Below are 20461 nucleotides of genomic sequence, written 5' to 3'. Positions count from 1 at the left end.
GTTGGGACAACATGAAAGCCCTGCGCACCCTGCTCCTCGCCCCCGCCCTCCTCCTGACCGCCGCCGCCTGCGTCGGCACGCCCGGCCCGGTCGGCAATGCCAGCGTGCCCATGCCGGCCAAGCCCGTGGCGCTGCAATCCTACCTTGGCACGTGGTACGAATATGCGCGGTACGAGGCGCCCTTCCAGGAAGGCTGCGAAGGCGTGACGGCCGAGTACACCCTGCGCGATGACGGCAAGATCCGCGTGGTCAACTCCTGCTACGAAGGCGCGCTGGACGGCGAGTTCCGCCAGTCCACCGGCCGCGCCAAAGTGGTGGAGGGCAGCCAGGGCGCTCAGCTGAAGGTCAGCTTCTTCGGCCCCTTTTACGGCGATTACTGGGTGCTGGACCGCGGCGAGCCGGATGCGGACGGCCTCTACCCCTGGTCCATCGTAGGCGAGCCGAGCGGCCGCTACCTCTGGTTGCTGACCCGCGAAGCCCAGCCCGATGCGGCGACCCGCACCCTGCTGGAGCGGCGGGTGAAGGAGCTGGGATATGACTGGTCGCTGGTGCGGATGACGCAGCAGCCGGAGGGCTGAGCATCACCACCCGCGCCATCATGGAAGACCTGCGCGCCGTGATGGACGGAGTGGGCGGAGGCCCTCCGCCGTTCAGTAAGGCGGACCGGTCGAACTTCCTGCAGGCGCTGGACCGAGTGCTGGTGGGGATGGGGCGCGATCGTTAGTAGTGCTCGTCAAAGTCGACATCACGCACTGTGAACATGAAGCGCCTCACTTCGCTTCGCATACGCCTTTGCATGGCTTTTCGCAGTCTGAGCATTTCTCGGCGTTTTCGGACGTTGCGTCTCTCGTCGTAAAAAATCACGCCGCGACTGTGCATAGCTTCAAAAAAAGGCTGGGCCATCAAGCCATTCGGATCAGGCAACCAACCCCGCCTCATACCTTCATAGGCAAGTAGCCATGACCAATCCACTTTCACAGCGTCGTTACTTATTTGCGACTCCCAATAGCTGGTCGAGATCGGGCACCTTACAAGTCCGCGATCATTCATATCCAAGAGCATAAGGGCGAGCACGCTCGAGTTTGAACTTGAAATCAAATTAACCAATTGCTTATCGGCAATCACACACTTTAGACCGCGCAGAGTGTAAACTAGCCAAATAGCTTCATATGTGTTGCCATTCTCAAGAGCTCTGGATGATAGCTCGGTAAATCGGCCAGATATTCTTTGTTTGGAGACGGCCTTTGTGTCGTAGTCGAGATTCAAAATCATTTCAGCTATGCGCGACATGGATCCCGGTGAACTCACGGAGGCTTTCAAGAGAAACGATTCCAAAGCTTCAACGTCGGACTTTACGAAGGACTGATGCTCTAACACTGACAACGCATAATTGGTGACGGCTTGGTTCTCGTATTCGAGCTGAAGGCGGAGGGTGAGATTCAGAAACTCACGCAGTCGTGCCCCTCTGAGGTCGCCTGTTTTGTGCGAAAGGAACCCAGCTAGTTCAGTTTTCCAACCTTCTTCAACATGCTGTACAATCCGCGTGACCGAAGTCTTTCTGCCGTTGATGTCGAGACTATAGTCGCGGTAGGCAGCGCCAATCTGCGATAGAACCTTCTCCGACCGTTCGAGCGTCTTTACGCCCACAAACCAATCATCTTGCAGACGGTCCACAGAATCGACTTCGATATCTTCGAAGCCAGCCCTTAGGTCGTCATCAATGCGTGATGAAATTATTTCGGCCAATATTCTAGAGGTTTCTGGTCCAACTGGGATTCCAATTGTCTGATTGCGATTACAAGCTCTCACTAGAATATCTAGTCGATCCGCGAGACTACCCTCGAATGTCTTGAGCCGCGCCTTCACCTTTTCTTTGCCGTAGGCTGCCCACGTCAAAGAATGTGTGTAAATAGATGGATAGAAGCGCGTGATGTCCGTTTTGACAAGCCAATCTGACGTGGCCTCGATGTAGGACTTTTTCGCGCGATGGAGGGAGAAATTTATCCCCTTAATAGCTCGTACGTACTTCCGCGAAACGCGAATCTCATCAAGGGAATACGTTTGCCGAGTAAGCCACTTTTGAATAGTCGGATAATTTTTCGCAATTTCCTCACAAAGAAGAGCTTGTGGGATCGGATGAGTGATCCCCACTGTCCGGCGTTCAAATCCAATTTTCGGAATGGAGATGCTTTCCATTTCGGCCTTCGGGACTTCGTATCCATAGGCGTTGGATTTGTATTTTCTGCGGTTTCGTTTTTTTGGCTGCTTTTTGTAGAGTTCCGCCACTCCCCAATCAGACAAGATGGCCTCAATCTCCTGAGAGAAAGTCGCCGTTGTGAAAGTTGGCGGCAGTTCCTTGGGAAAGTATCCCTTCCCTAGCAAGGCCTGCAGAATATCTTTCGAAAGCAAAACCATCCCCCAAACCGCAATGGGGGGGGTGATGGCAACAGCTCACGAATTATACAACCGCAATTAGCTGCCGAATTACTCCTCCGGCAAATACAACTTCTCGCCCCTCTCCCGGTACACCTCGCTCATCTCCTCCATGCCCTTCTCCGCTTCTTCGGCCTCTTCGGCTGAGGTCTCGGCACGCAAGTTCTCGCTCGCGAGGTAGCTGTCCGAGTTCTGCTTCACCGTCCGGTCAGGCAGGTGCGTGCCCATAGTGAGCAAACACCTCCAACATTCGCTCGGCGGTGATGCCTTCGGATTGCGCGATGGCGAGGGGATGCCCTTCGTCCTGCACCCAGAGAAGAAGGCGCTGGCGTCCGGGTTGCGGCTGGACGATCACTCCTAGCGGCTCCGGTCCCGGCACGAAGTCGGCGATGCGGTTCATCAGCCAACCCGTCCAGTGTGGCGCATCCGCATATTCGCCCGCATCGAAGCCCTCGATATATTTGTCAAAATTCGTCTCGCTCAATGTGCTCCAGCACCCGAATGCGAAATCGCCGGAGACGCCTATCACTGGCACGGGCAAGATTGCGCGCACCATGAAGTGCTTGCCGCTAAGCACGCAGAAGTCTTCGGAAAGGAAATCGCCTTCGAGACGCAAGTCGCTGTTCTGCTCATAGGCTTTCTCATGCGGCCACGGATCGGGCGCGTATGCGGCGAGGTCGAAGGGCCAGCCATGCCACTCGTCACAGCTGGCGCACTTCCACTTTCCCGATGCCAGTTGATCGGCGGCGCTTGGGCCGCGCTTCTTACCGAACCCGAAGACCATCAGTCGTCGGAGGGCAAATACAACTTCTCCCCCTTCTCCCGGTACACCTCGCTCATGTCCTCCATGCCCTTCTCCGCTTCCTCGGCCTCTTGCGGAGAGGTCTCGCGCTTTATGTTCTCGCTCGCCAGATAGCTGTCCGAGTTCTGCTTCGCCGCGAAGTCGCGCACTTCCTGCGTGATCTTCATCGAGCAGAATTTCGGCCCGCACATGCTGCAGAAGTGGGCGGTCTTGGCGCCCTCCGCAGGCAACGTCTGGTCGTGGTATTGCTCGGCCGTATCGGGGTCGAGCGACAGGTTGAACTGGTCGCGCCAGCGGAATTCGAAGCGGGCCTTGCTCAGCGCGTCGTCGCGTACCTGGGCGGCGGGGTGGCCCTTGGCGAGGTCGGCGGCGTGGGCGGCGAGCTTGTAAGTCACGACGCCCACCTTCACATCGTCGCGGTCGGGCAGGCCGAGGTGTTCTTTCGGCGTGACGTAACAGAGCATCGCGGTGCCGTACCAGCCGATCTGTGCCGCGCCGATGCCGCTGGTGATGTGGTCGTAACCCGGCGCGATATCGGTGACGAGCGGTCCCAATGTGTAGAAGGGCGCTTCGCCGCACGCCTCCAGCTGCTTGTCCATGTTCTCCTTGATCTTGTGCATCGGCACGTGGCCGGGGCCTTCGATCATCACCTGCACGTCCTGTTCCCAGGCGCGCTTGGTCAGCTCGCCCAGCGTGTAGAGCTCGGCGAACTGGGCTTCGTCATTGGCGTCGGCGATAGAGCCAGGGCGCAGGCCGTCACCCAGCGAATAGGCGATGTCATAGGCCTTCATGATCTCGGTGATCTCGTCAAAGCGCTCGTAGAGGAAGCTCTCCTTGTGATGCGCGAGGCACCATTTCGCCATGATCGATCCGCCGCGGCTGACGATGCCGGTCACGCGCTTGGCGGTCATCGGCACGTAAGGCAGGCGCACGCCGGCGTGGATGGTGAAATAGTCGACGCCCTGTTCGGCCTGCTCGATCAGCGTGTCGCGGAACACTTCCCAGGTGAGGTCCTCGGCAATGCCGCCGACCTTCTCCAGCGCCTGGTAGATCGGCACGGTGCCCACCGGCACGGCGGAGTTGCGGATGATCCATTCGCGTGTGTCGTGGATGTTGCGGCCCGTGGAGAGGTCCATGATCGTGTCCGCGCCCCAGCGGGTGGCCCAGACCATCTTGTCGACCTCTGCCGCCACGTCCGATGCGACGGCGCTATTGCCGATATTGGCGTTGATCTTGACCAGGAAGTTGCGCCCGATGGCCATCGGTTCGCTTTCCGGGTGGTTGATGTTGTTGGGGATGATGGCGCGGCCGCGGGCGACCTCGTCGCGCACGAATTCCGGCGTGATTTCCTGCGGGATGGCGGCGCCCCAGCTGTTGCCGTCGGGCGCGGTTTCCAGCGCGGCGCGGCCGATATTCTCGCGCTCCGCCACATATTCCATTTCCGGCGTGATGATGCCCTGGCGAGCATAGTGCATCTGGCTGACATTCGCGCCGGGCTTGGCGCGCAGCACCTGCTTGTGGACATTGGGATAGGCGGGGACGCCGCCCGAACGGTCCGGGCCGAGCTGGCCGTTGTCTTCCGGCTTCACTTCGCGGGCGGTGTAGGATTCCACATCGCCGCGCGCCTCGATCCATTCGCGGCGCAGCTGCGGCAGGCCGGCATTGATGTCGATGACGGCATCGGGGTCGGTATAGGGGCCGGAGGTGTCGTAGACGCGCACCGGCTCCTCGCCCCCCTCAAGGTCGATCTCGCGCATGGCGACACGGATGCCGCTGCCGGTACGGGCGGGGACATGGACCTTGCGGCTGCCGCGAATGGGGCCGGTCGTCACGCCGATTTCGAACTGGGAATTGATGTCGGCCATGCGTTTCTCTCCGTCTGGCGGATGGAAAGCGGGCCCGTGGCATCAGCGACCGCCCACTCCCTCCGCCGATGCTAATCGGTTCAGGTTCGACGGGTCGTGGGGCGCTACGCCCACCTCTCAGCGCAAGCGCGCTCCCCGGGGATGGCAGGGGTGTAGGCGGGTTTGCGCGGCGGGTCCAGCCGGTCGCGCGGCGATGGCGGGTGAGAGAGGGGAGCGCGCGCCGGTGCGGGGTGAGCTTCCCCATGCGACCGGAGAGACGGATCAGCCGGGGATCTGGTCCCATTCGGGCAGCTTCTTCTTGCGCACGGTCGCCTGCAAATTGCCGGGCAGGATCAGGAAGAAGACCGCGAAGAAAACGAGGTAAAGACCAAGGCCGGTCCAGAAGGATATGCCGCCGCCGGTCATGATCGAGAAGACCATATAGGCGATAGTCCCGGCAAACAGCGCCATGCCTGCGCAAAGCAAGGCATACGGCCCCTTCTCCCGGGCAACATAGGGCCCCGGCGGAAGCGCAAAGCCGCGCTGCCAGAGCCAGCGGTGCCCCTTGGTGGCGATTTCGCGCTCCTCCAGACCGGTCGCGCGCAGCATGGCGACGGCATTTGCGATCTTCTGCGTGGGGTAGCCATCCATGTCGGCCTTGCCGCTGACCACCTTGTCCTTCGCCATCAGACGCGATTTCTGCTCCGCGAATTCCTCTTCGCTCAGGACGCCGCTCACGCGCAGCTCGTTCAACTTGCGAAGTTCTTCTGCCAAATTCGTCATGTAAACCTACCGTCCAGGCGATCAGCTGCGGGCGAGCAGTTCGGCCTTCTTGGCGCGGAATTCGTCCTCGTCGATCGCGCCATCGTCCAGCAGGCGCTTCCACTGGGCAAGCTCGTCTGCCGTGCTGGCTGCAGGCGGCGCACTGGCCATGGCGGCGGGGGTAGAAGAGCCGGGCGAAGCCTGCCCACCGGCTGCGCCCTGATACGTCATCGCGCCTTCCACCGGCCGCTTTTCCAGCACCGCCAGGATGATCACGGCGAATATGCCGAAGAAAAATCCGAGAACGCCCCACAATCCCGTTTCACGGTTCTTCGACCGCGCCATCGACACGCAGACGAAAGCGCAGATCACGCCCATGAGAATATAGAAAACCATAATGAAAATGCCCCCCGTGAAATATGAACGCTCTTCCGGACCACTGCCTGGTACGCCGGGGTCAATCTTGCGGGAAATTGCGAAATGTCAAGTTGACGGCGTGCTGTCGTTTGCCCTTCGCATAAGTACGGTCTCGGGCTACTCGCCTGGGCCATACATCGAGCTGAGGACTGCGAATGAGCGAATTTCCCACCACGACCGCGCAGCATGCGCGGGCCAAGCGCAATGCCTTCACCCGCTTCCTGGACGGGGTCGAATGGCTCGGTAATCTGCTGCCGCATCCGGTCACGCTGTTCGCGCTGCTGGCCATCGGCATCGTGCTGCTGTCCGGCGTGCTGGGTTATTTCGGCATCGCGGTGGAGGACCCGCGGCCCGCAGGCGCGAAGGGCGTGGCGGAGGACGGGATGATCCGCGCGGTCAGCCTGATGGACGGCGACGGGCTGCGCCGCATCTTCACCGGCCTGGTCGACAATTTCACCGGCTTTGCGCCGCTGGGCGTGGTGCTGGTGGCGATGCTGGGCGTGGGCGTGGCGGAGAAATCCGGCCTGCTCTCCGCGGCCGTGCGCAGCATGGTGATGGGCGCCCCGCCCAAGCTGGTGACGGTGGCCATCGTGTTCGCCGGAATCATCTCCAACACCGCCAGCGAGGTGGGCTATGTCGTGCTGATCCCGCTGGGCGGCGCAATCTACTACGCGCTGGGCCGCCACCCGCTGGCGGGCATGGCAGCCGCCTTTGCCGGGGTGTCCGGCGGATACAGCGCGAACCTGCTGATCGGCACGATCGACCCGCTGCTGGCGGGTATCACGCAGGAGGCCGCCCAGCTGATCGATCCCGATTACACCGTACTGGCCACGGCGAACTGGTATTTCATGTTCGCTTCCACCTTCCTGATCGCGGCCATCGGTTCTGCCGTCAGCATCTATATTGTGGAGCCCAAATTGGGCGAATACGATGCCTCCAAGGCAGACCCGACCATCCTTGACGAAGGGATGATGCAGCAGCTGACCGACAAGGAGCGCAAGGGCCTGCGCTGGGCGGGCCTGGCGCTGCTGGGCGTGCTCGCCCTGATGGCACTGACGCTGTGGCCGGAATGGGGCGTGCTGCGCAATGCAGAGTCGGGCGACCGGATGGACAGCCCCTTCTTCGATGGCTTCGTGGTGTGGATACTGATCTTCTTTGTTTCCATCGGTTACGCCTATGGCCGCGCGACCGGCACGATGAAGACGGACCGCGACGTGATCGACGCCATGGCCGCCGCGCTCAGCTCGCTGGGCCTGTACATCGTGCTGGTGTTCTTTGCCGCGCAGTTCGTGGCCTTCTTCGGTTGGACGAATCTGGGCGCGATCACCGCCGTATCGGGCGCCAATTTCTTGGTCAGCACCGGGCTGACCGGGCCGATGGTGTTCTTCCTTTTCATCCTGCTGTGCGCGCTGATCAACCTGTCGCTGGGCAGCGCATCGGCGCAATGGGCGGTGACCGCGCCCATCTTCGTGCCCATGCTGATGCTGATCGGCTACGCGCCGGAAGCCATCCAGGCGGCTTACCGGATCGGCGATAGCACAACCAATATCATCACCCCGATGATGAGCTATTTCGGGCTGATCCTGGCATGGGCGACGCGGTATCAGAAGGATCTGGGCGTGGGCACGCTGATAGCGATGATGCTGCCTTACACCATCTTCTTCATCACAGCGTGGAGCCTGTTCTTCTACCTATGGACCTTCATCATCGGCCTGCCGGTGGGTCCGGGCTCGCCGACTTACTACACGCCCTGAGCGGAACCGCGCCCTATTGCATGCGCAGCGTCATCGCCTCCGCGCGGGAGCGTACGCCCAGCTTGCGATAGATGCGCTTGATATGGGTGGAGGCGGTGTGCGGCGATATGCCCGCCCGGTCCGCCATGTCCGCGCGCGGCAGGCCGATGGCGAGCAGGTCGAAGATCTCGCGCTCCCGCGGGGTGAGCGAGCCCATGGCCAGCGCGTGCTGTTGGTCCGGCGCCTCTGCCACCACGCCCAGCTCTTCGATCCGCTGCTGGGCGGCGAGGCATAGGGTACGCAGCGTCTCCAGCTGTTTCAGCGGCCCGGCCTCGAATTCGGCGCGCGGCAGGTGCGTGCCGAAATTGAAGCCGCCATATTCCGGGTTGCTGCGCGTGCGCACGGGTATGCCGATGCCGCTGCGCATCCCGCTGCCGCGCGCCTGCTGGATGAAGGCCTGCTCCCCTTCCGAAAGGTATCGGTAATCGGGCAGGAACTCCGCCCCGGTCAGCGTGTGGCCAAGGTTGTTGCAGCAATAGACCAGGAAGGGATCATGCTCCGGCCCGGCATAATAGCGCGCGGGGATGTTCGTGTGGTGGAAGCGGGTGCCGTCGCGCCGCACGAAGACATAGATATACAGCGGGAAGCCAAGGTCCGCCGCCGCCTGTTCGATCCTGCGCCACAGCGTCGCCGCCGTGGGAGAGGACACGACCCAGTCCAGGTCCGAACGGCTACGCGCCTTGCGTATTGATGTCATCTGTTGCGGCCCCAACCCCTTGAAACCTGAAAGATACCCATAATCGGGTATTGGGCAAGACCGCGTATCGGCAGAGGATCGCGCGTGGCGTACGCAGGCGCACGGTCCCCATGGAAAGCGGACGCTCCCCTGCACCGCGCATCATAGCAATCCAGGGGAAGACCATGAGCAGCTTGAACCGAATCCTCCTTTCCACCGCCGCGGGCTGCGTGGCGCTGGGTTTCCACCAGCCGGCCGCCGCAGAAGACTGCCTGCTGGACCGGGACAATGACGGTGTGGTCGATGCCGGCACGGACAACGACGGGGGGGCTGATTCGAGTGGGGTGGACGATCGCTTGGCCTGCGGGAGTAACGCCACCGCCAGTGGCATGCAGGCCGTGGCCATCGGGCCGCAATCGAAGGCCACCGGGACATCGAGCGTCGCATTAGGCTTTCTTGCTCGGGCGCTGTCAGACGGAGCCACTGCCGTGGGGTCATATACCTTTACGGCTGGATACAGTGCCACCGCCGTAGGCTTGTCCGCAGCTGCAGGTGGCGAGGGAGCGACGGCAGTCGGCGGCACCGTCGTTTTGGCTGATGGCACTGCGACAAATGCACATGCGAACGGCGACGGCGCATCGGTATTTGGCTCAGGTACGGCAGCCACTGGAACGGAGTCTACCGCGATCGGGCACCTCGCAATTGCTGGCATCAGCTCTGGCACCGGGAATAATTTCGCCACCGCGGTAGGTGCGCGCTCTCAGGCTATTGCGGAAAGCGCCAGTGCCTTTGGGTTCGGCGCGTCTGCCGAACGGGCGCGTTCTACGGCGCTGGGGGGCGCTGCTAGGGCGGACGGCGCCGAAGCGATCGCGGTGGGCTGGGCAGCTTTTGCCGATAACATTAACGCCGTTGCCTTGGGAAGTTCCAGCTTTGCAGATGGCCTGAATGCCGTTGCCTTGGGAAGCTCCAGCGAAGCTGGCGGAATTGGATCAACGGCGCTCGGGGCTTTGTCCAATGCTGCGGGCAGATACTCGGTTGCTCTTGGCGGCGGCGATGCATTCGCCAATGGCGCCTCGGCTTCCGGCGAACGTGCCATCGCAATTGGTGTCGCGTCGATCTCGTCCAATAGTTCGACAATCGCCATTGGCGATGGTGCCTCCGCAACAAGCCTTGGCGCGACTGCGCTTGGGGAAGATGCCACCGCAAGCGGCGCGGTTTCGATAGCAATTGGTCAGCGCGCGAGCGCCGCCTTTTCCCGTTCGATCGCCGTGGGACAGGATGCCACCGTCGTCGCAGATTTCGGAGTGGCCATTGGCAACTCGAGCCGGGCCGGCTCCCAGGCTTCCGCTTATGGATCCAACGCTTTCGCTACCGGCGTCGGCAGCGTCGCAGTTGGCACTATCGCGCGTGCGATACAAAGTGGCAGCGTTGCAGTCGGAAGAGCCAGTGACGCGACTGGGCGAAGCTCGATCGCCATCGGCGACGATGCAAACGCAACCAGAGAGAATTCTATCGCCATAGGCCGCGGTGCTTCGACGAATAGCGGAGCTGATGGCGGAATCGCTCTTGGCAGTAATGCCAATGTGTTCGCAGGTGACGGCGTAGCCATTGGCTCGTCTGCATCCGCCGGCTTCCGGGCTACAGCGCTAGGGGCCGGTGCGTCGGCAACGGGAAGCAGTTCGGTTGCAGTGGGAAGCAACTCCGTCGCAGACCAGGAAAACACCGTCTCCTTCGGCCGCGCCTTCAGCGACAATGGCACGCCGGGCGATCCAAGTGACGACGTTACGGCGATCACGCGCCGCCTCACAAATATCAGCGACGGGATCGACGATACCGATGCCGTTACCGTGGGCCAGCTGAACGCGGCACTCGCCAGCGCCGGCAACCCCTTCCTGGATACGGTAATGGGTTTCGATCCCAGCCCCGCCAGCGCGACCGGCGTGGGCGCGGTTGCGCTTGGCTCTGGCAGCGAGGCGACGGCCTTCAATTCCGTTGCACTGGGTACCGGCTCCGTTGCCGATGCGGACGATACGGTGTCGGTCGGCAGCGCATCGCTGCGCCGCCGCATCACCAATCTCGATGCCGGGATCGATGCCAATGACGCAGTAACCGTGGCGCAGCTCAATGCTGCCATTGCGGGTGTTTCGGGTGGTGGCGGCACGGCATCGCCTTACCTCGCCGCCAATTCCACCGGCACGGCGGCCAGCGCTACGGGGGACGATGCCATCGCATTGGGCGAAGCGGCCAAGGCCGACACCGCAGGCTCCGTCGCCATCGGTGCGCGGGCATGGGTCCGGGCGGACGAAGGCACAGCCATCGGCACGGACAGCTACGTCACGGGCGCGGGCGGCACGGCCATCGGTTTCGGCGCGCAGGCGCTGGGGATCGGTGCGGTCGCCATCGGGCGGAATGTCGCGGCAACCAACGGTTCGACCGTGGTGATCGGAGACGGCGCGAGCGCAGGCGGCTTTGCCTCCACGGCGCTGGGCGCGGGCAGCAATGCCTCCGGCTTCAAGGCGGTCGCCATCGGCAATGGCGCGCAGGCCACGCAGGGCGGCAATGCCGCCATCGGCGAGGATGCCTCGGCCACCGGCACCTTTGCCACGGCCATGGGCCAGGGCTCCACCGCCAGCGGCAACAGCTCCATCGCATTTGGCGCGCAGTCGACCGCATCGGGGCAAAACTCGGTCTCCATCGGTGTCGGCAGTTCCTCCATCGGCGCCAACGCCACGGCGATTGGCCAGTCCGCTGCGGCCAGCGCGCCGGGTGCCACCGCCATCGGCCAGGATGCGACTGCCAACTTCTCCAACTCCACCGCCGTCGGCTCCGGCGCTGCCACAACGGCGGCCAACCAGGTAATGCTGGGCAGCGACGGGACCAGCGTGGTCGTCGCCGATATCGACTCCAGCACCGCCGCGCAGGTGGGGCCGGTGGACGTTGTGACGGTGGACGCGAATGGCACGCTGGGCCGCCAGAGCGTGGCTACCACCTCCTCCGTGCGCCAGATCGCCATGGGCATGCTGCACATCCAGGCGGTGACGGACCAGCAGTTCCTGGCGCTGGGCAACCGCGTCACGGCTGTCGAGGACCGGGTGAATGTGCTCGATGCCAAGGTCGCCGGGATCGAGTTCCGGCTGGACAGCATGGAGAAACGCAACAACGCCGGTATCGCCGCCTCCATGGCGTTCGGCGGGACGATGATCGTGCCGGACAGCACCGTGTCCTTCAACCTCAACGCCGCCACCTATCGCGGGGAGCAGGGCTATTCCGCCAGCGTCGTTGTGCGGGTGACACCGCGCCTCTACGTCAGCGGCGGCTATGCCGGCTCCACCGCCAAGGACAGCGATGGCGGGCGCGTGGGGGTTGCCTTCGGTTTCTGAGTGGCTTGGGGGGCCCAAATCCCGGGGCGGGCGTAGACTTGCGCCCGTCCCGGCGATAGCGTGCGGGGCATGGGCTCCCTCCTCCGTCCGCTTTGCCTGATACTGGCCGTATTCGTGTCCGCCTGCGGCCTGCCGCGGCATGTGGAATATGCCAAGCCCGCCTTCCTGGAAGGCTATGCCAACACCACCCGCCTGTTCGTCGACGCGCGCGGCGACCTGTATCCCGCCAGCGGCATACCGAAGGGCGGCTTCAAGCTGGGCGATTATGATGGCAGCCTGCAGGCCGCTTTCGCCGATACCGCCAAGGGTCCATGCCCGTCCGAACCGGACGCTTCACTCGCCGGCCGCCTTTGCCGCGCCGCGCCCGACGATGCGCTCTGGCGCGAAGAGCAGGCCGCGCAGTGGCAGGCGGCCGCAAAGGGCATCGCCGCGCAATATGCCGCGCAGGGGCGCAAGATGCCCTCCACCATCTTCGTCATCGTGCACGGCTTCAACAATGTGGAGCCGGAGATTTCGCCCAGCTACGACCGGGTGAAGCTGGCCGTGATGGACCGGATGGCCGACCCGCGCGACGTGCATTTCGTGGAGGTGTACTGGGACGGCTGCGCCAGCAATGCGGTGGGCCTTGGTTGCTGGGGCCGCGCGCAGGCGACCGGCCCGCTAGTGGGCTTTGCCATGCGCCCCTTTTTCAACGCCCTGCCCCTGGCGGACAAGACGAAGGTCCGCATCCTGGCGCACAGTTCCGGCGCCTTCGTGCTGGGCGCGACCTTCGGGGATCCTGTGGCGGTGCTGGACCTTCTCCAGAACCCGGAAAAGAACGCCGATTACGCCCGCTTCGAACAGCAGCGGCAGGCGACCACGGGCGATTACCGCATCCCGCAGCTCAAGGACCTTCGCGTCGGCATCATGGCTGCCGCCACGGCCCCTGCAACCTTCACCGGCATCATCGACCGGGGCAAGGGTGAGATCGTGTTCCCCGGCGCCGGCTGGCTGGAGAAAGGATCGCAGATCTTGCTGTCCATTCAGCCCGACGATGCCGCGCTGAACAAGGGTTTCGTCGGCTGCCAGCGCACCGGCTATTCCTGTCTCGGCGCCAGGTGGACAGATGCCTGCCGCGTGGCTTCCGACAAGGGCCTGAAGGACCGCGAGGTCGAGGTCCGCACCTATGATTTCACGCGCGGGCAATATCCCTGGAGCGAGGACAAGCGCTCGCACAATTTCGGCATCTACGTGCTGCAGGCAGCGCGCGGATCGACCTTCCTGCAGGATCTCCTGGCAGACAAGCTTCCCGCTCCCGGCGAGCTGGTCAAAGACCCCTGCAAGATGGCCGCGTGACCCTCCCCGAACCCGACGTCACCGTCCACCAGTGGGGCCATGACCGGGAGCCGGTGGTGGTGATCGATAATTTCTCCGGAATGGCGGACACGTTGCTGGAGCGTGCACGCAGCGCGCAATACCGCGATCCCGGCGCCAGCTATCCCGGCATCCGCGCCTGGGCGGAGCCGGATTACCTCGACCGGCGGCGCGACCTGATGTTCCAGCTGCTGGGCCAGGTCTTCGGCTTCCGGCAGCGCGTGGCGATGGAGGTCTCGACCTTCTCGCTCGTCACCATGGACCCCGCCAGCCTCGCCCCGCGCCAGCGCCTGCCGCATTACGACAGCAGCGATCCCGAGGTCATCGGCGTGATGCATTACCTGCTGGGGCCGGAAACCGGCGGCACGGCCTTCTACCGCCACAAGCGCACGGGTTTCGAGGCCATCACCCCTCCCCGCGAAGCTGCGTACAATGCGGCGCTGGAAGAGGACGCGCGCGACTATGGAGAGCCGCCCGCTGCCTATTACCACGGCGACAGCGACCGCTATGAACTGATCGGCGAGGTCGAGGCACGGCCCGACCGGATGGCGATCTACCGCGGGCGACTGCTGCATTCCGGTGTCATCCCGGATCCCGCAGCGCTCTCCAGCGATCCCGCGAAGGGCCGGCTGACGGTTAACATGTTCCTGCGCGGCGCCTGAGCAGCGCGGCGCTTATCGACCAGCGACGTCCATGGCCCGACGACCGGCTGCCAACCGGCCATTAGCGGACTTGAAGCACGTGTATTATCCGGGCAAGACAGTGGCATGACCCTGACCTGCGAAAACCTCGGTAAATCCTTCGGGCGCAAGAAAGTGCTCGATGGCCTCGATGCGACCTTTGGCCCCGGCCTCAATCTGCTGACGGGCCCCAGCGGCGCGGGAAAGTCCACGCTGCTGCGCATCCTGGCCACGGCAGACAAGCCAAGCCGGGGCACGGTCATGTGGAAGGGCGAAAAACTGCCGGGCGCGAAACGCAAGCTGCGCCGTGTGCTGGGCTACAGCCCACAGGCTATCGACTGGCCGGAAGAGCTCACCGCGCGCGAATTCGGCCTGCACATGGCCGCGCTGAAAGGGTTGGAGCTGAAGGCGGCAGATGCCCAGCTTGCCGGCATCCTTGAGCGGCTGGGCCTACTGCCCGATATCGACAACCCCATCGCGACCTTCTCCGGCGGGATGCGCCGCCGCCTCGTGGTTGCGCAATCGCTGCTGGGGCAGCCGGAGATGATCGCGCTGGACGAACCCACGGCGGAACTGGACGCCGAAAGCATCGCGCGCGTGCACGACCTGCTGTTCGAGCGGGCAGGCGACACCGTGATCGTGATGACCACCCACCTGGCAATGGAACTGGAGCCGCGCGCGGCGCAGAACCTGCGCATCGACGGCGCGGCCACCCCGGCATGAGCTATGCCGTCGCCCGGTCGGCCTTTGGCGCAGACATGTCGCGCTACGCCCGCAGCAAGTCCCTGTGGCTGATGTTGCTGGCAGCGCCGGTGGCGGCGCGCTTCATGATCTCGCCCGAGGAAGGCGAGGGTTTCGCGATTGCCATCGACAACCAGCTGCCGGTGCTCAATTCCGGCGTGATGGGCATCTGGCTGGGCATTGTCGTGTCGGTCATCGTGATGCCGATCGCCTATATCTACCTGCGCGCCAGCCCCACGCGGCGCAGGCCCTGGCAGGTGGTGGAAACCTCGCCCGCCAGCATGGTCTCCGTTTCGCTCGGCCGGTTCGCGGCGGACAGTGCCGTCCTGCTGGCAATGCTGGCGGCGCTGTCACTCGCCGGGATCTACCTTGGCTGGATGATGGTGAGCGGCGCGTTCGAGCCTTTGCGCATCTTTGCGCTGACATGGCTGGTGGCGGGCCCGACTTTCCTGGCGGTGGCGGCTATCCGCACGCTGTTCGATGCGCGGCCCTGGCTGCGCGGCGCGGCGGGCGATGTCGCCTTCTTCTTCATATGGATGGCGTCGCTGGTCTACGGGTCGGTCAACGCTCAGCTCGATTCCGGCTTCCTGAACAATCTGGGCGACATCGGCGGCGCGGTGCGTCCATTGGTCGAGGGCGGCCCTCCCGGCGCGCAAGGCTTTGCCATCGGCACCACGCAGGTCGATCCAGGCCGGGTGGAGCTGGACGTGGCGCGCGGTATCGGGGCGGAAGGCTATCTGGCTTCTCGCGCCGCATGGGTCGGCCTTGCCGTACTTATCGCGGGCTTTGCCGGCCTGGTTTACCGCCCGCATACGGACAAGCCGCGCAAGCAGCGCTTCGCTTTCCTCGCCAAACTCTCTCCCGGCAACCTGCAGCCGGGCGCGAAGCCTTCGGCCACGCCCGCACCCCATGCCGCGGCGCCGTGGATCGGCCTGCTGCTGGCGGAGATGCGTCTGATCGCCTCGGGTCCGCTCTTCCCGATCCTGGCCGTCGCCGCCGCCCTTTCCGGCCTCGCGCCGGACTTCCGCCACGTCGGCAGCGCGGCCATCCTGCTCCTGCTCGCTTTCGGGCTATCCTCCCACGCCGGGCGGGCGGAGGCGAAAGGCCTGCTGGCCCTGACCGCCACGGCGGCTGTGCAGCCCATGGCGCGGCGCATTGCATTCGTCATCGCGGGCACGGGCATTGCGGCGATCCTGGCCATACCTGCCGTGATTGCGAGCGCCTCGGCAGCGCCCATGCTGCTGATCCTTGCGACAGGCGCCAGCGCATCGCTGATAGCAGCCGCGCTATCGGCGCTGACCGGATCGGCCTTCGTCGCCCGGCTTGTGCTCCTGATCGTGTGGTACGGTTACTTCGCCAGCTAGGACGCCGCCACGCCGATCCGCGAAAGCGCGGCAAACAGCAGTCCTGCGCCCACCAGCGCTGCAGCGCCGGCCCAGACACCGCCGGCCTTGCTCATCAGGGCCTTCGCAAAACTGACGAACCTGTCGCCTGCGGCCAGGATCAGCATGCCTTCCAGCGCGCAGATGCCGCCGATGACGGATACGGCAATCGCCAGCAAGTCATCCGGCCGCCACGGCGTGACGAGGTAAATCGCCGCGCCCAGCGCAATGCAGAAAACGCCGGTCAGATATCTCAGCCCGGCACTCTTCGCAAAATCCTCCACCATCGCGGCCCAGCCGCCCGGCTTGCGCAGCTCTCCAACGCTCGCCGAAAGCATGTACAGCGCGAGGAACAGGGCGATCCATGCGGGTATGTCTTGTGATTGTGCCATCGTCTTTCTCCTGACCAGGCGCGGCCCGGCCGGCGGCAGGATGCGCCCGCTGCCAGCCTTGCGCAAGGCCGCACCAGCTTGCGCGGGCACGATGGGCCGCTATGAACGTATCCATGGCAGGCAGGAGCGGCGATCAACGCAGCCCGGCCATGCGATCACTTTGCTAGAAAACCGCTAGAACACTGGGGGATACCTGACACCATGAAGCCTTTCTTTGCACTCCTTGCTGCCAGCGCGCTTGTTGCGCCCGGGGCGGCGCTTGCCCGTGATATGACGCCGGAGGACGTCGCCAAGCTGGAAACCGTGGGCGCGGTTGCCGTCTCTCCCGACGGCACGAGCGTGGCCTACACCGTGGGCGGACGCCCGGATGTTTCCGCCGGCGAGAAGGACGGCGGCTATCGCAGCACGCTGTATGTCACGAACGGCCCCAATGGCGGCCGTGCTTACCTGCCCGAAGGCGCCACGCCGGGTTCCGTCACCTTCAGCCCGGACGGGTCCATGGTCACATATGCCTGGTCCGCCGAGGACGATGACCGCTCCGTCTGGGGTATCCCCGTGGACGGCGGCGCGCCGCGCAAGCTGGCAGGCGTCGAGGACACGGCCGTGCGCACCTATGCATGGGCGCCGGATGGCCAGCGCGTCTACATGCTGGTGGGCGGCCAAAAGGACGAGCAGCGCGCCAAGGAGCGCAAGGCCGGCTTCAACGCCATCGTTTACGAGGAAGAAAACACCTTCAACCGCGTGTTCGTGGCCAATGTCGGCGCTGACATGGATGCGGAGCCGACCGAGATCGGCGTCCCGGGTTACGTGACGGCCATGGAAGTGAGCCCGGATGGCCGCTTCGCCACCATCGCCAGTGCCCCCACCCCGCAGATCGATGACGATTACACGTCCAAGCGCATCAGCGTGCTGGACCTTTCCACGGGCGCAGTCGTGCGCACGATCGAGACACCGGGCAAGCTGGGCGACAACGAAATCTCGCCCGATGGCACGACCATGTCGCTGATTGCCGCCGTGGATGAGAACGATCCGGCAGCGACCGTGTTGCACATGGTCGATATCGGCACGGGCAACATCACGGCGGTGAACGCCGATGCCGCCGAAGCCGCGACCGACACCGAATGGCTGGCCGACGGCCGCCTTGCGGTGATCGTGGATGTCGGCGCGGAAAGCGAGCTGCGCCTGTACGACAAGGGCGGCAACCTGCTGCAGACCGTGGAGCCCGGCGCGATCCAGCTCTCCAGCCTGCAGTCGGGCGGCAACCGCCTGATGGTAACGGCCGACAGCCCGATGCACCCGACCGAACTGTTCATGTGGGATGGCCAGAACGGCTTCATGCGCTGGACGGACAGCAACCCATGGCTGGCGGAGATCGACTTCGGCACACAGCGCACGATGACATACACCGCGCGTGACGGGCAGGAAGTGGAAGGCATCCTGATCGAGCCGGTCGACGGCGTCCCCGCTGGCGGCGCGCCCACGATCATGATGGTGCATGGCGGCCCCGAAGCGCATTACAAGAATGGCTGGCTGACTGCCTATTCCATGCCCGGCCAGGTCGGCGCGGGTGAAGGCTATGCCGTGTTCCACCCGAATTATCGCGGCTCCACCGGCTACGGCGTTTCCTTCGCCAAGCAGCACCAGGGCGATTACGCGGGCAAGGAATTCAACGACATCGTCGATGCCAAGCGTGCGTTGGTGGCCGAAGGGATCACCGATGGCGACCGGACCGGCATCACGGGCGGTTCCTATGGCGGCTATGCCAGCGCATGGGGCGCCACGGCGCTGAGCGAGGAATATGTCGCAGCCGTCATGTTCGTGGGCATCTCCAACCAGATCAGCAAGTTCGGCACCACGGACATCCCGAACGAGATGTTCCTGGTCCACAGCCGCAAATGGCCGTGGGAAGACTGGCAGGGCATGCTGGAAGTCAGCCCGATCTACCACGTCGACAAGGCCGAGACGCCGATCCTGATCATGCACGGTGCAGAGGATACGCGCGTCGCGCCCAGCCAGAGCTACGAGCTTTATCGGACGATCAAGGTGCGCAAGCCCGACACGCCCGTGCGGCTGGTGCTGTATCCGGGCGAAGGCCACGGCAACCAGCGGGCTGGCAGCCGGTACGATTACAACCTGCGCATGATGCGCTGGTTCGACACCTATCTGAAGACCGGCAACCGCAGCGCGCCGCTGCCCGGCCCGCGCCCCGATGTGGGCATGGGTGACAGCGAGGACTGAGCGCCGCTCAATCCTTGGAGAAAATCAGGGCGGGAAGCTTCGGTTTCCCGCCCTTTTTCATGCGTCTTTCCCAGTTACTTTCCAGGTCGGAAAGTTTTCACTTGCCAAATCGGAAAGTGACACCTACCCATTTTCCAGATTGGAAAGTGAAGGAATTCAGGATGGACCGGGATGAAGCAAGAAGCGCGCTTGATGTGGCGCGGGACACGGACAGGAAGATGGCGCAGCGCCTGACCTGGCCCCTGTGGCGGCACGCGCTTGCCGGCGGCCTGCAGGCTCTGTTCGTGATTACCTTTGCCACGCCCATGCCATTTGCCGCCCTGCTGATGGCGGTCGCCCTGCTGGGAATTTTCTGGATCGGCGCAAATGACCGCAAGAGGTTCGGCATGTTCGTCAGCGGCTGGGCGTCTGAGGCGGCGCGGCCATCCATTTTAGCGGCCATTGCCATTACTCTGGCAGGCTTTGGCGCGATCATGGCGGTGGGCGAAGGGATCAACCGGTGGACGCCCTGGGCAATCCCCATCGCCCTTGCAGTGTTCGTGGGCGTGACGCTGGCCAGCCTGTGGTGGCAGAAGCTTTACACACAAGAACTGACCGAAGGCCCCGCACGGTGAGCGCGCCTGCCATCGACCCCGTGCTGCATCCGCCCGCACGGCTGCAAATTGCCGCCGCCCTGTCGCGCGTCGACGACATCGAATTCGCCACCCTGCGGGATATCCTCGATGTCAGCGACAGCGTGCTCTCGAAGCACCTCTCCGCCATGTCGGATGCCGGATACGTGAGGACCACCAAGGCCAAGATGGACGGGCGGCAGCGCACATGGGCCGCCTTTACGACTTCCGGTAAGAAGGCCTTTGCCGCCCACATGGCGGCGCTGCGCGAGCTCGCGAACGCGGCGGAACAGGCGGCCGCGGCGGAGTAGACCCTCCCTTGCACCCTGCCGGACTGCCGGTTAGCCTGCCTGCCGGGTCGCGCCACTGATATACGGAGCCATTCCGCCATGCGCCTGCGCCCGACGATGCTTAAGTCCGCTCTCCTCGCCCCTGTCCTTCTTGCGCTTTCGGCTTGTGGCTCCGACGCAGAAACGGCGGATGGCGATACTGCGGCTGCGGACGCATCGGCCGTCGATGCCGAGGGCGCCGTAGCTGCCGAGGCACCCGAAACGGAAACGGCCGCCGCGCCTGATACGCCTGCGCAATCCGACATGATCAGCTTCGACACGGCGCGCGATCTGACCGTAACCGAGTTCGCGGAAGAGGCGGCCAAGCGGCTGAAAGACCAGGAGAGCTGGCAACCGGGTGCGCCGGTGACGATCACAGGCCCGGTCGCAGGAATCATCCTGGATGAGCCGCCCGAAACCTACCTCACCTTCGGGCCCGACCAGGCGCGCCCGATCATGTTTGCCATCATGCGCCAGCCTTTTGCCGCAGAGATGCAATACCAGAAGGAGGGCTTTTATTCCTCCGACCGGCGGGCTGCCATTACCTGCCGCGGTCCGGTAACGCGCGTGCAAGGGGACGGACCGCTCGTCATCGACGCCTGCGACCCGCTTTACCGCTTCTGAGCGG

At 64.0% G+C, this 20461-nt stretch carries 19 protein-coding genes, 1 pseudogene and 1 riboswitch; of the genes and pseudogenes, 12 read left to right on the top strand and 8 right to left on the bottom strand.

Annotated elements, in window-relative coordinates; all coding sequences use genetic code 11:
- Positions 1–11 precede the first annotated feature (11 nt).
- A complete protein-coding gene (locus A6F65_RS04690; protein WP_067790048.1) occupies positions 12–578 on the top strand; it encodes a lipocalin family protein in 567 nt (188 codons plus the stop codon).
- Positions 578–724: pseudogene (locus tag A6F65_RS12685) on the top strand (DUF188 domain-containing protein); the annotation flags it as partial. The gene A6F65_RS04690 and the pseudogene A6F65_RS12685, both read left to right, overlap by 1 nt.
- Here the strand turns inward: A6F65_RS12685 and A6F65_RS04685 are convergent.
- The 6 genes from A6F65_RS04685 to A6F65_RS04665 all read right to left on the bottom strand — a co-directional run bounded on the left by A6F65_RS04685 (position 721) and on the right by A6F65_RS04665 (position 6237).
- Entirely contained in the window at positions 721–2415 is a 1695-nt protein-coding gene (locus A6F65_RS04685) for an RNA-directed DNA polymerase (protein ID WP_067786393.1), read from the bottom strand. The pseudogene A6F65_RS12685 and the gene A6F65_RS04685 overlap by 4 nt on opposite strands.
- 69 nt (positions 2416–2484) lie before the next feature.
- Entirely contained in the window at positions 2485–2634 is a 150-nt protein-coding gene (locus A6F65_RS12850) for a hypothetical protein (RefSeq protein WP_169817001.1), read from the bottom strand.
- 7 nt (positions 2635–2641) lie between these two features.
- Positions 2642–3217, bottom strand: coding sequence for a DUF2199 domain-containing protein (locus A6F65_RS04680; RefSeq protein WP_067786391.1), 576 nt, complete (start codon positions 3215–3217; stop codon positions 2642–2644).
- Positions 3217–5100 (bottom strand): phosphomethylpyrimidine synthase ThiC, encoded by a 1884-nt coding sequence (gene thiC, locus A6F65_RS04675; RefSeq protein ID WP_067786389.1) that lies wholly within the window; start codon positions 5098–5100, stop codon positions 3217–3219. The genes A6F65_RS04680 and thiC overlap by 1 nt, the downstream gene beginning before the upstream one ends.
- Before the next feature lie 40 nt (positions 5101–5140).
- A riboswitch (TPP riboswitch) is annotated at positions 5141–5248 on the bottom strand.
- Between the two features lie 113 nt (positions 5249–5361).
- Positions 5362–5862: a DUF6404 family protein gene (locus A6F65_RS04670; protein WP_067786387.1), complete on the bottom strand. Its 501-nt coding sequence runs from the start codon at positions 5860–5862 to the stop codon at positions 5362–5364.
- A 21-nt stretch (positions 5863–5883) separates the two neighbouring features.
- Positions 5884–6237: an SHOCT domain-containing protein gene (locus A6F65_RS04665; protein WP_067786385.1), complete on the bottom strand. Its 354-nt coding sequence runs from the start codon at positions 6235–6237 to the stop codon at positions 5884–5886.
- A gap of 176 nt (positions 6238–6413) precedes the next feature.
- Here A6F65_RS04665 and A6F65_RS04660 point away from each other — a divergent pair, with 176 nt between their 5' ends.
- Positions 6414–8012, top strand: a complete 1599-nt coding sequence (locus A6F65_RS04660) for an AbgT family transporter (protein WP_067786383.1) — start codon at positions 6414–6416, stop codon at positions 8010–8012.
- A gap of 13 nt (positions 8013–8025) precedes the next feature.
- Here A6F65_RS04660 and A6F65_RS04655 read toward each other — a convergent pair whose 3' ends face one another.
- Positions 8026–8748, bottom strand: a complete 723-nt coding sequence (locus A6F65_RS04655) for a helix-turn-helix transcriptional regulator (RefSeq protein ID WP_067786381.1) — start codon at positions 8746–8748, stop codon at positions 8026–8028.
- Positions 8749–8858: 110 nt separating this feature from the next.
- On the opposite strand from A6F65_RS04655, the gene A6F65_RS12680 reads away from it, so the two are divergent.
- From A6F65_RS12680 to A6F65_RS04630, 5 genes are all read left to right on the top strand, one after another.
- Positions 8859–12107: a hypothetical protein gene (locus tag A6F65_RS12680; protein WP_083989230.1), complete on the top strand. Its 3249-nt coding sequence runs from the start codon at positions 8859–8861 to the stop codon at positions 12105–12107.
- A gap of 69 nt (positions 12108–12176) precedes the next feature.
- Complete coding sequence (locus tag A6F65_RS04645) at positions 12177–13442, top strand: hypothetical protein (protein WP_067786377.1); 1266 nt, start codon at positions 12177–12179, stop codon at positions 13440–13442.
- Positions 13439–14122: a DUF6445 family protein gene (locus A6F65_RS04640; protein ID WP_067786375.1), complete on the top strand. Its 684-nt coding sequence runs from the start codon at positions 13439–13441 to the stop codon at positions 14120–14122. Before A6F65_RS04645 ends, A6F65_RS04640 begins: the two co-directional genes overlap by 4 nt.
- 105 nt (positions 14123–14227) lie before the next feature.
- Positions 14228–14863 carry an ATP-binding cassette domain-containing protein gene (locus tag A6F65_RS04635; RefSeq protein WP_067786374.1) on the top strand — a complete coding sequence of 212 codons (636 nt, stop codon included), beginning with the start codon at positions 14228–14230 and terminating at the stop codon, positions 14861–14863.
- Positions 14860–16245: a hypothetical protein gene (locus A6F65_RS04630; protein WP_067786372.1), complete on the top strand. Its 1386-nt coding sequence runs from the start codon at positions 14860–14862 to the stop codon at positions 16243–16245. Before A6F65_RS04635 ends, A6F65_RS04630 begins: the two co-directional genes overlap by 4 nt.
- On the opposite strand, the gene A6F65_RS04625 is transcribed toward A6F65_RS04630, so the two are convergent.
- Complete coding sequence (locus tag A6F65_RS04625; RefSeq protein ID WP_067790045.1) at positions 16242–16655, bottom strand: hypothetical protein; 414 nt, start codon at positions 16653–16655, stop codon at positions 16242–16244. The two genes, A6F65_RS04630 and A6F65_RS04625, sit on opposite strands and share 4 nt — an antisense overlap.
- A 270-nt stretch (positions 16656–16925) precedes the next feature.
- On the opposite strand from A6F65_RS04625, the gene A6F65_RS04620 reads away from it, so the two are divergent.
- The 4 genes from A6F65_RS04620 (at position 16926) to A6F65_RS04605 (ending at position 20457) form a co-directional block, all read left to right on the top strand.
- Entirely contained in the window at positions 16926–18893 is a 1968-nt protein-coding gene (locus A6F65_RS04620) for a S9 family peptidase (protein ID WP_237164885.1), read from the top strand.
- Positions 18894–18907: 14 nt separating this feature from the next.
- Positions 18908–19507, top strand: a complete 600-nt coding sequence (locus tag A6F65_RS04615) for a hypothetical protein (RefSeq protein ID WP_157093055.1) — start codon at positions 18908–18910, stop codon at positions 19505–19507.
- Positions 19504–19815, top strand: coding sequence for a transcriptional regulator (locus A6F65_RS04610; RefSeq protein WP_067786367.1), 312 nt, complete (start codon positions 19504–19506; stop codon positions 19813–19815). Before A6F65_RS04615 ends, A6F65_RS04610 begins: the two co-directional genes overlap by 4 nt.
- A 78-nt stretch (positions 19816–19893) precedes the next feature.
- Positions 19894–20457, top strand: a complete 564-nt coding sequence (locus A6F65_RS04605; RefSeq protein WP_067786365.1) for a hypothetical protein — start codon at positions 19894–19896, stop codon at positions 20455–20457.
- Positions 20458–20461: the final 4 nt, after the last annotated feature.

Origin of the sequence: Paraurantiacibacter namhicola (assembly GCF_001687545.1) — a bacterium.
Classification (GTDB): domain Bacteria; phylum Pseudomonadota; class Alphaproteobacteria; order Sphingomonadales; family Sphingomonadaceae; genus Paraurantiacibacter; species Paraurantiacibacter namhicola.
This window is presented reverse-complemented; position numbering and strand designations above follow the sequence as displayed.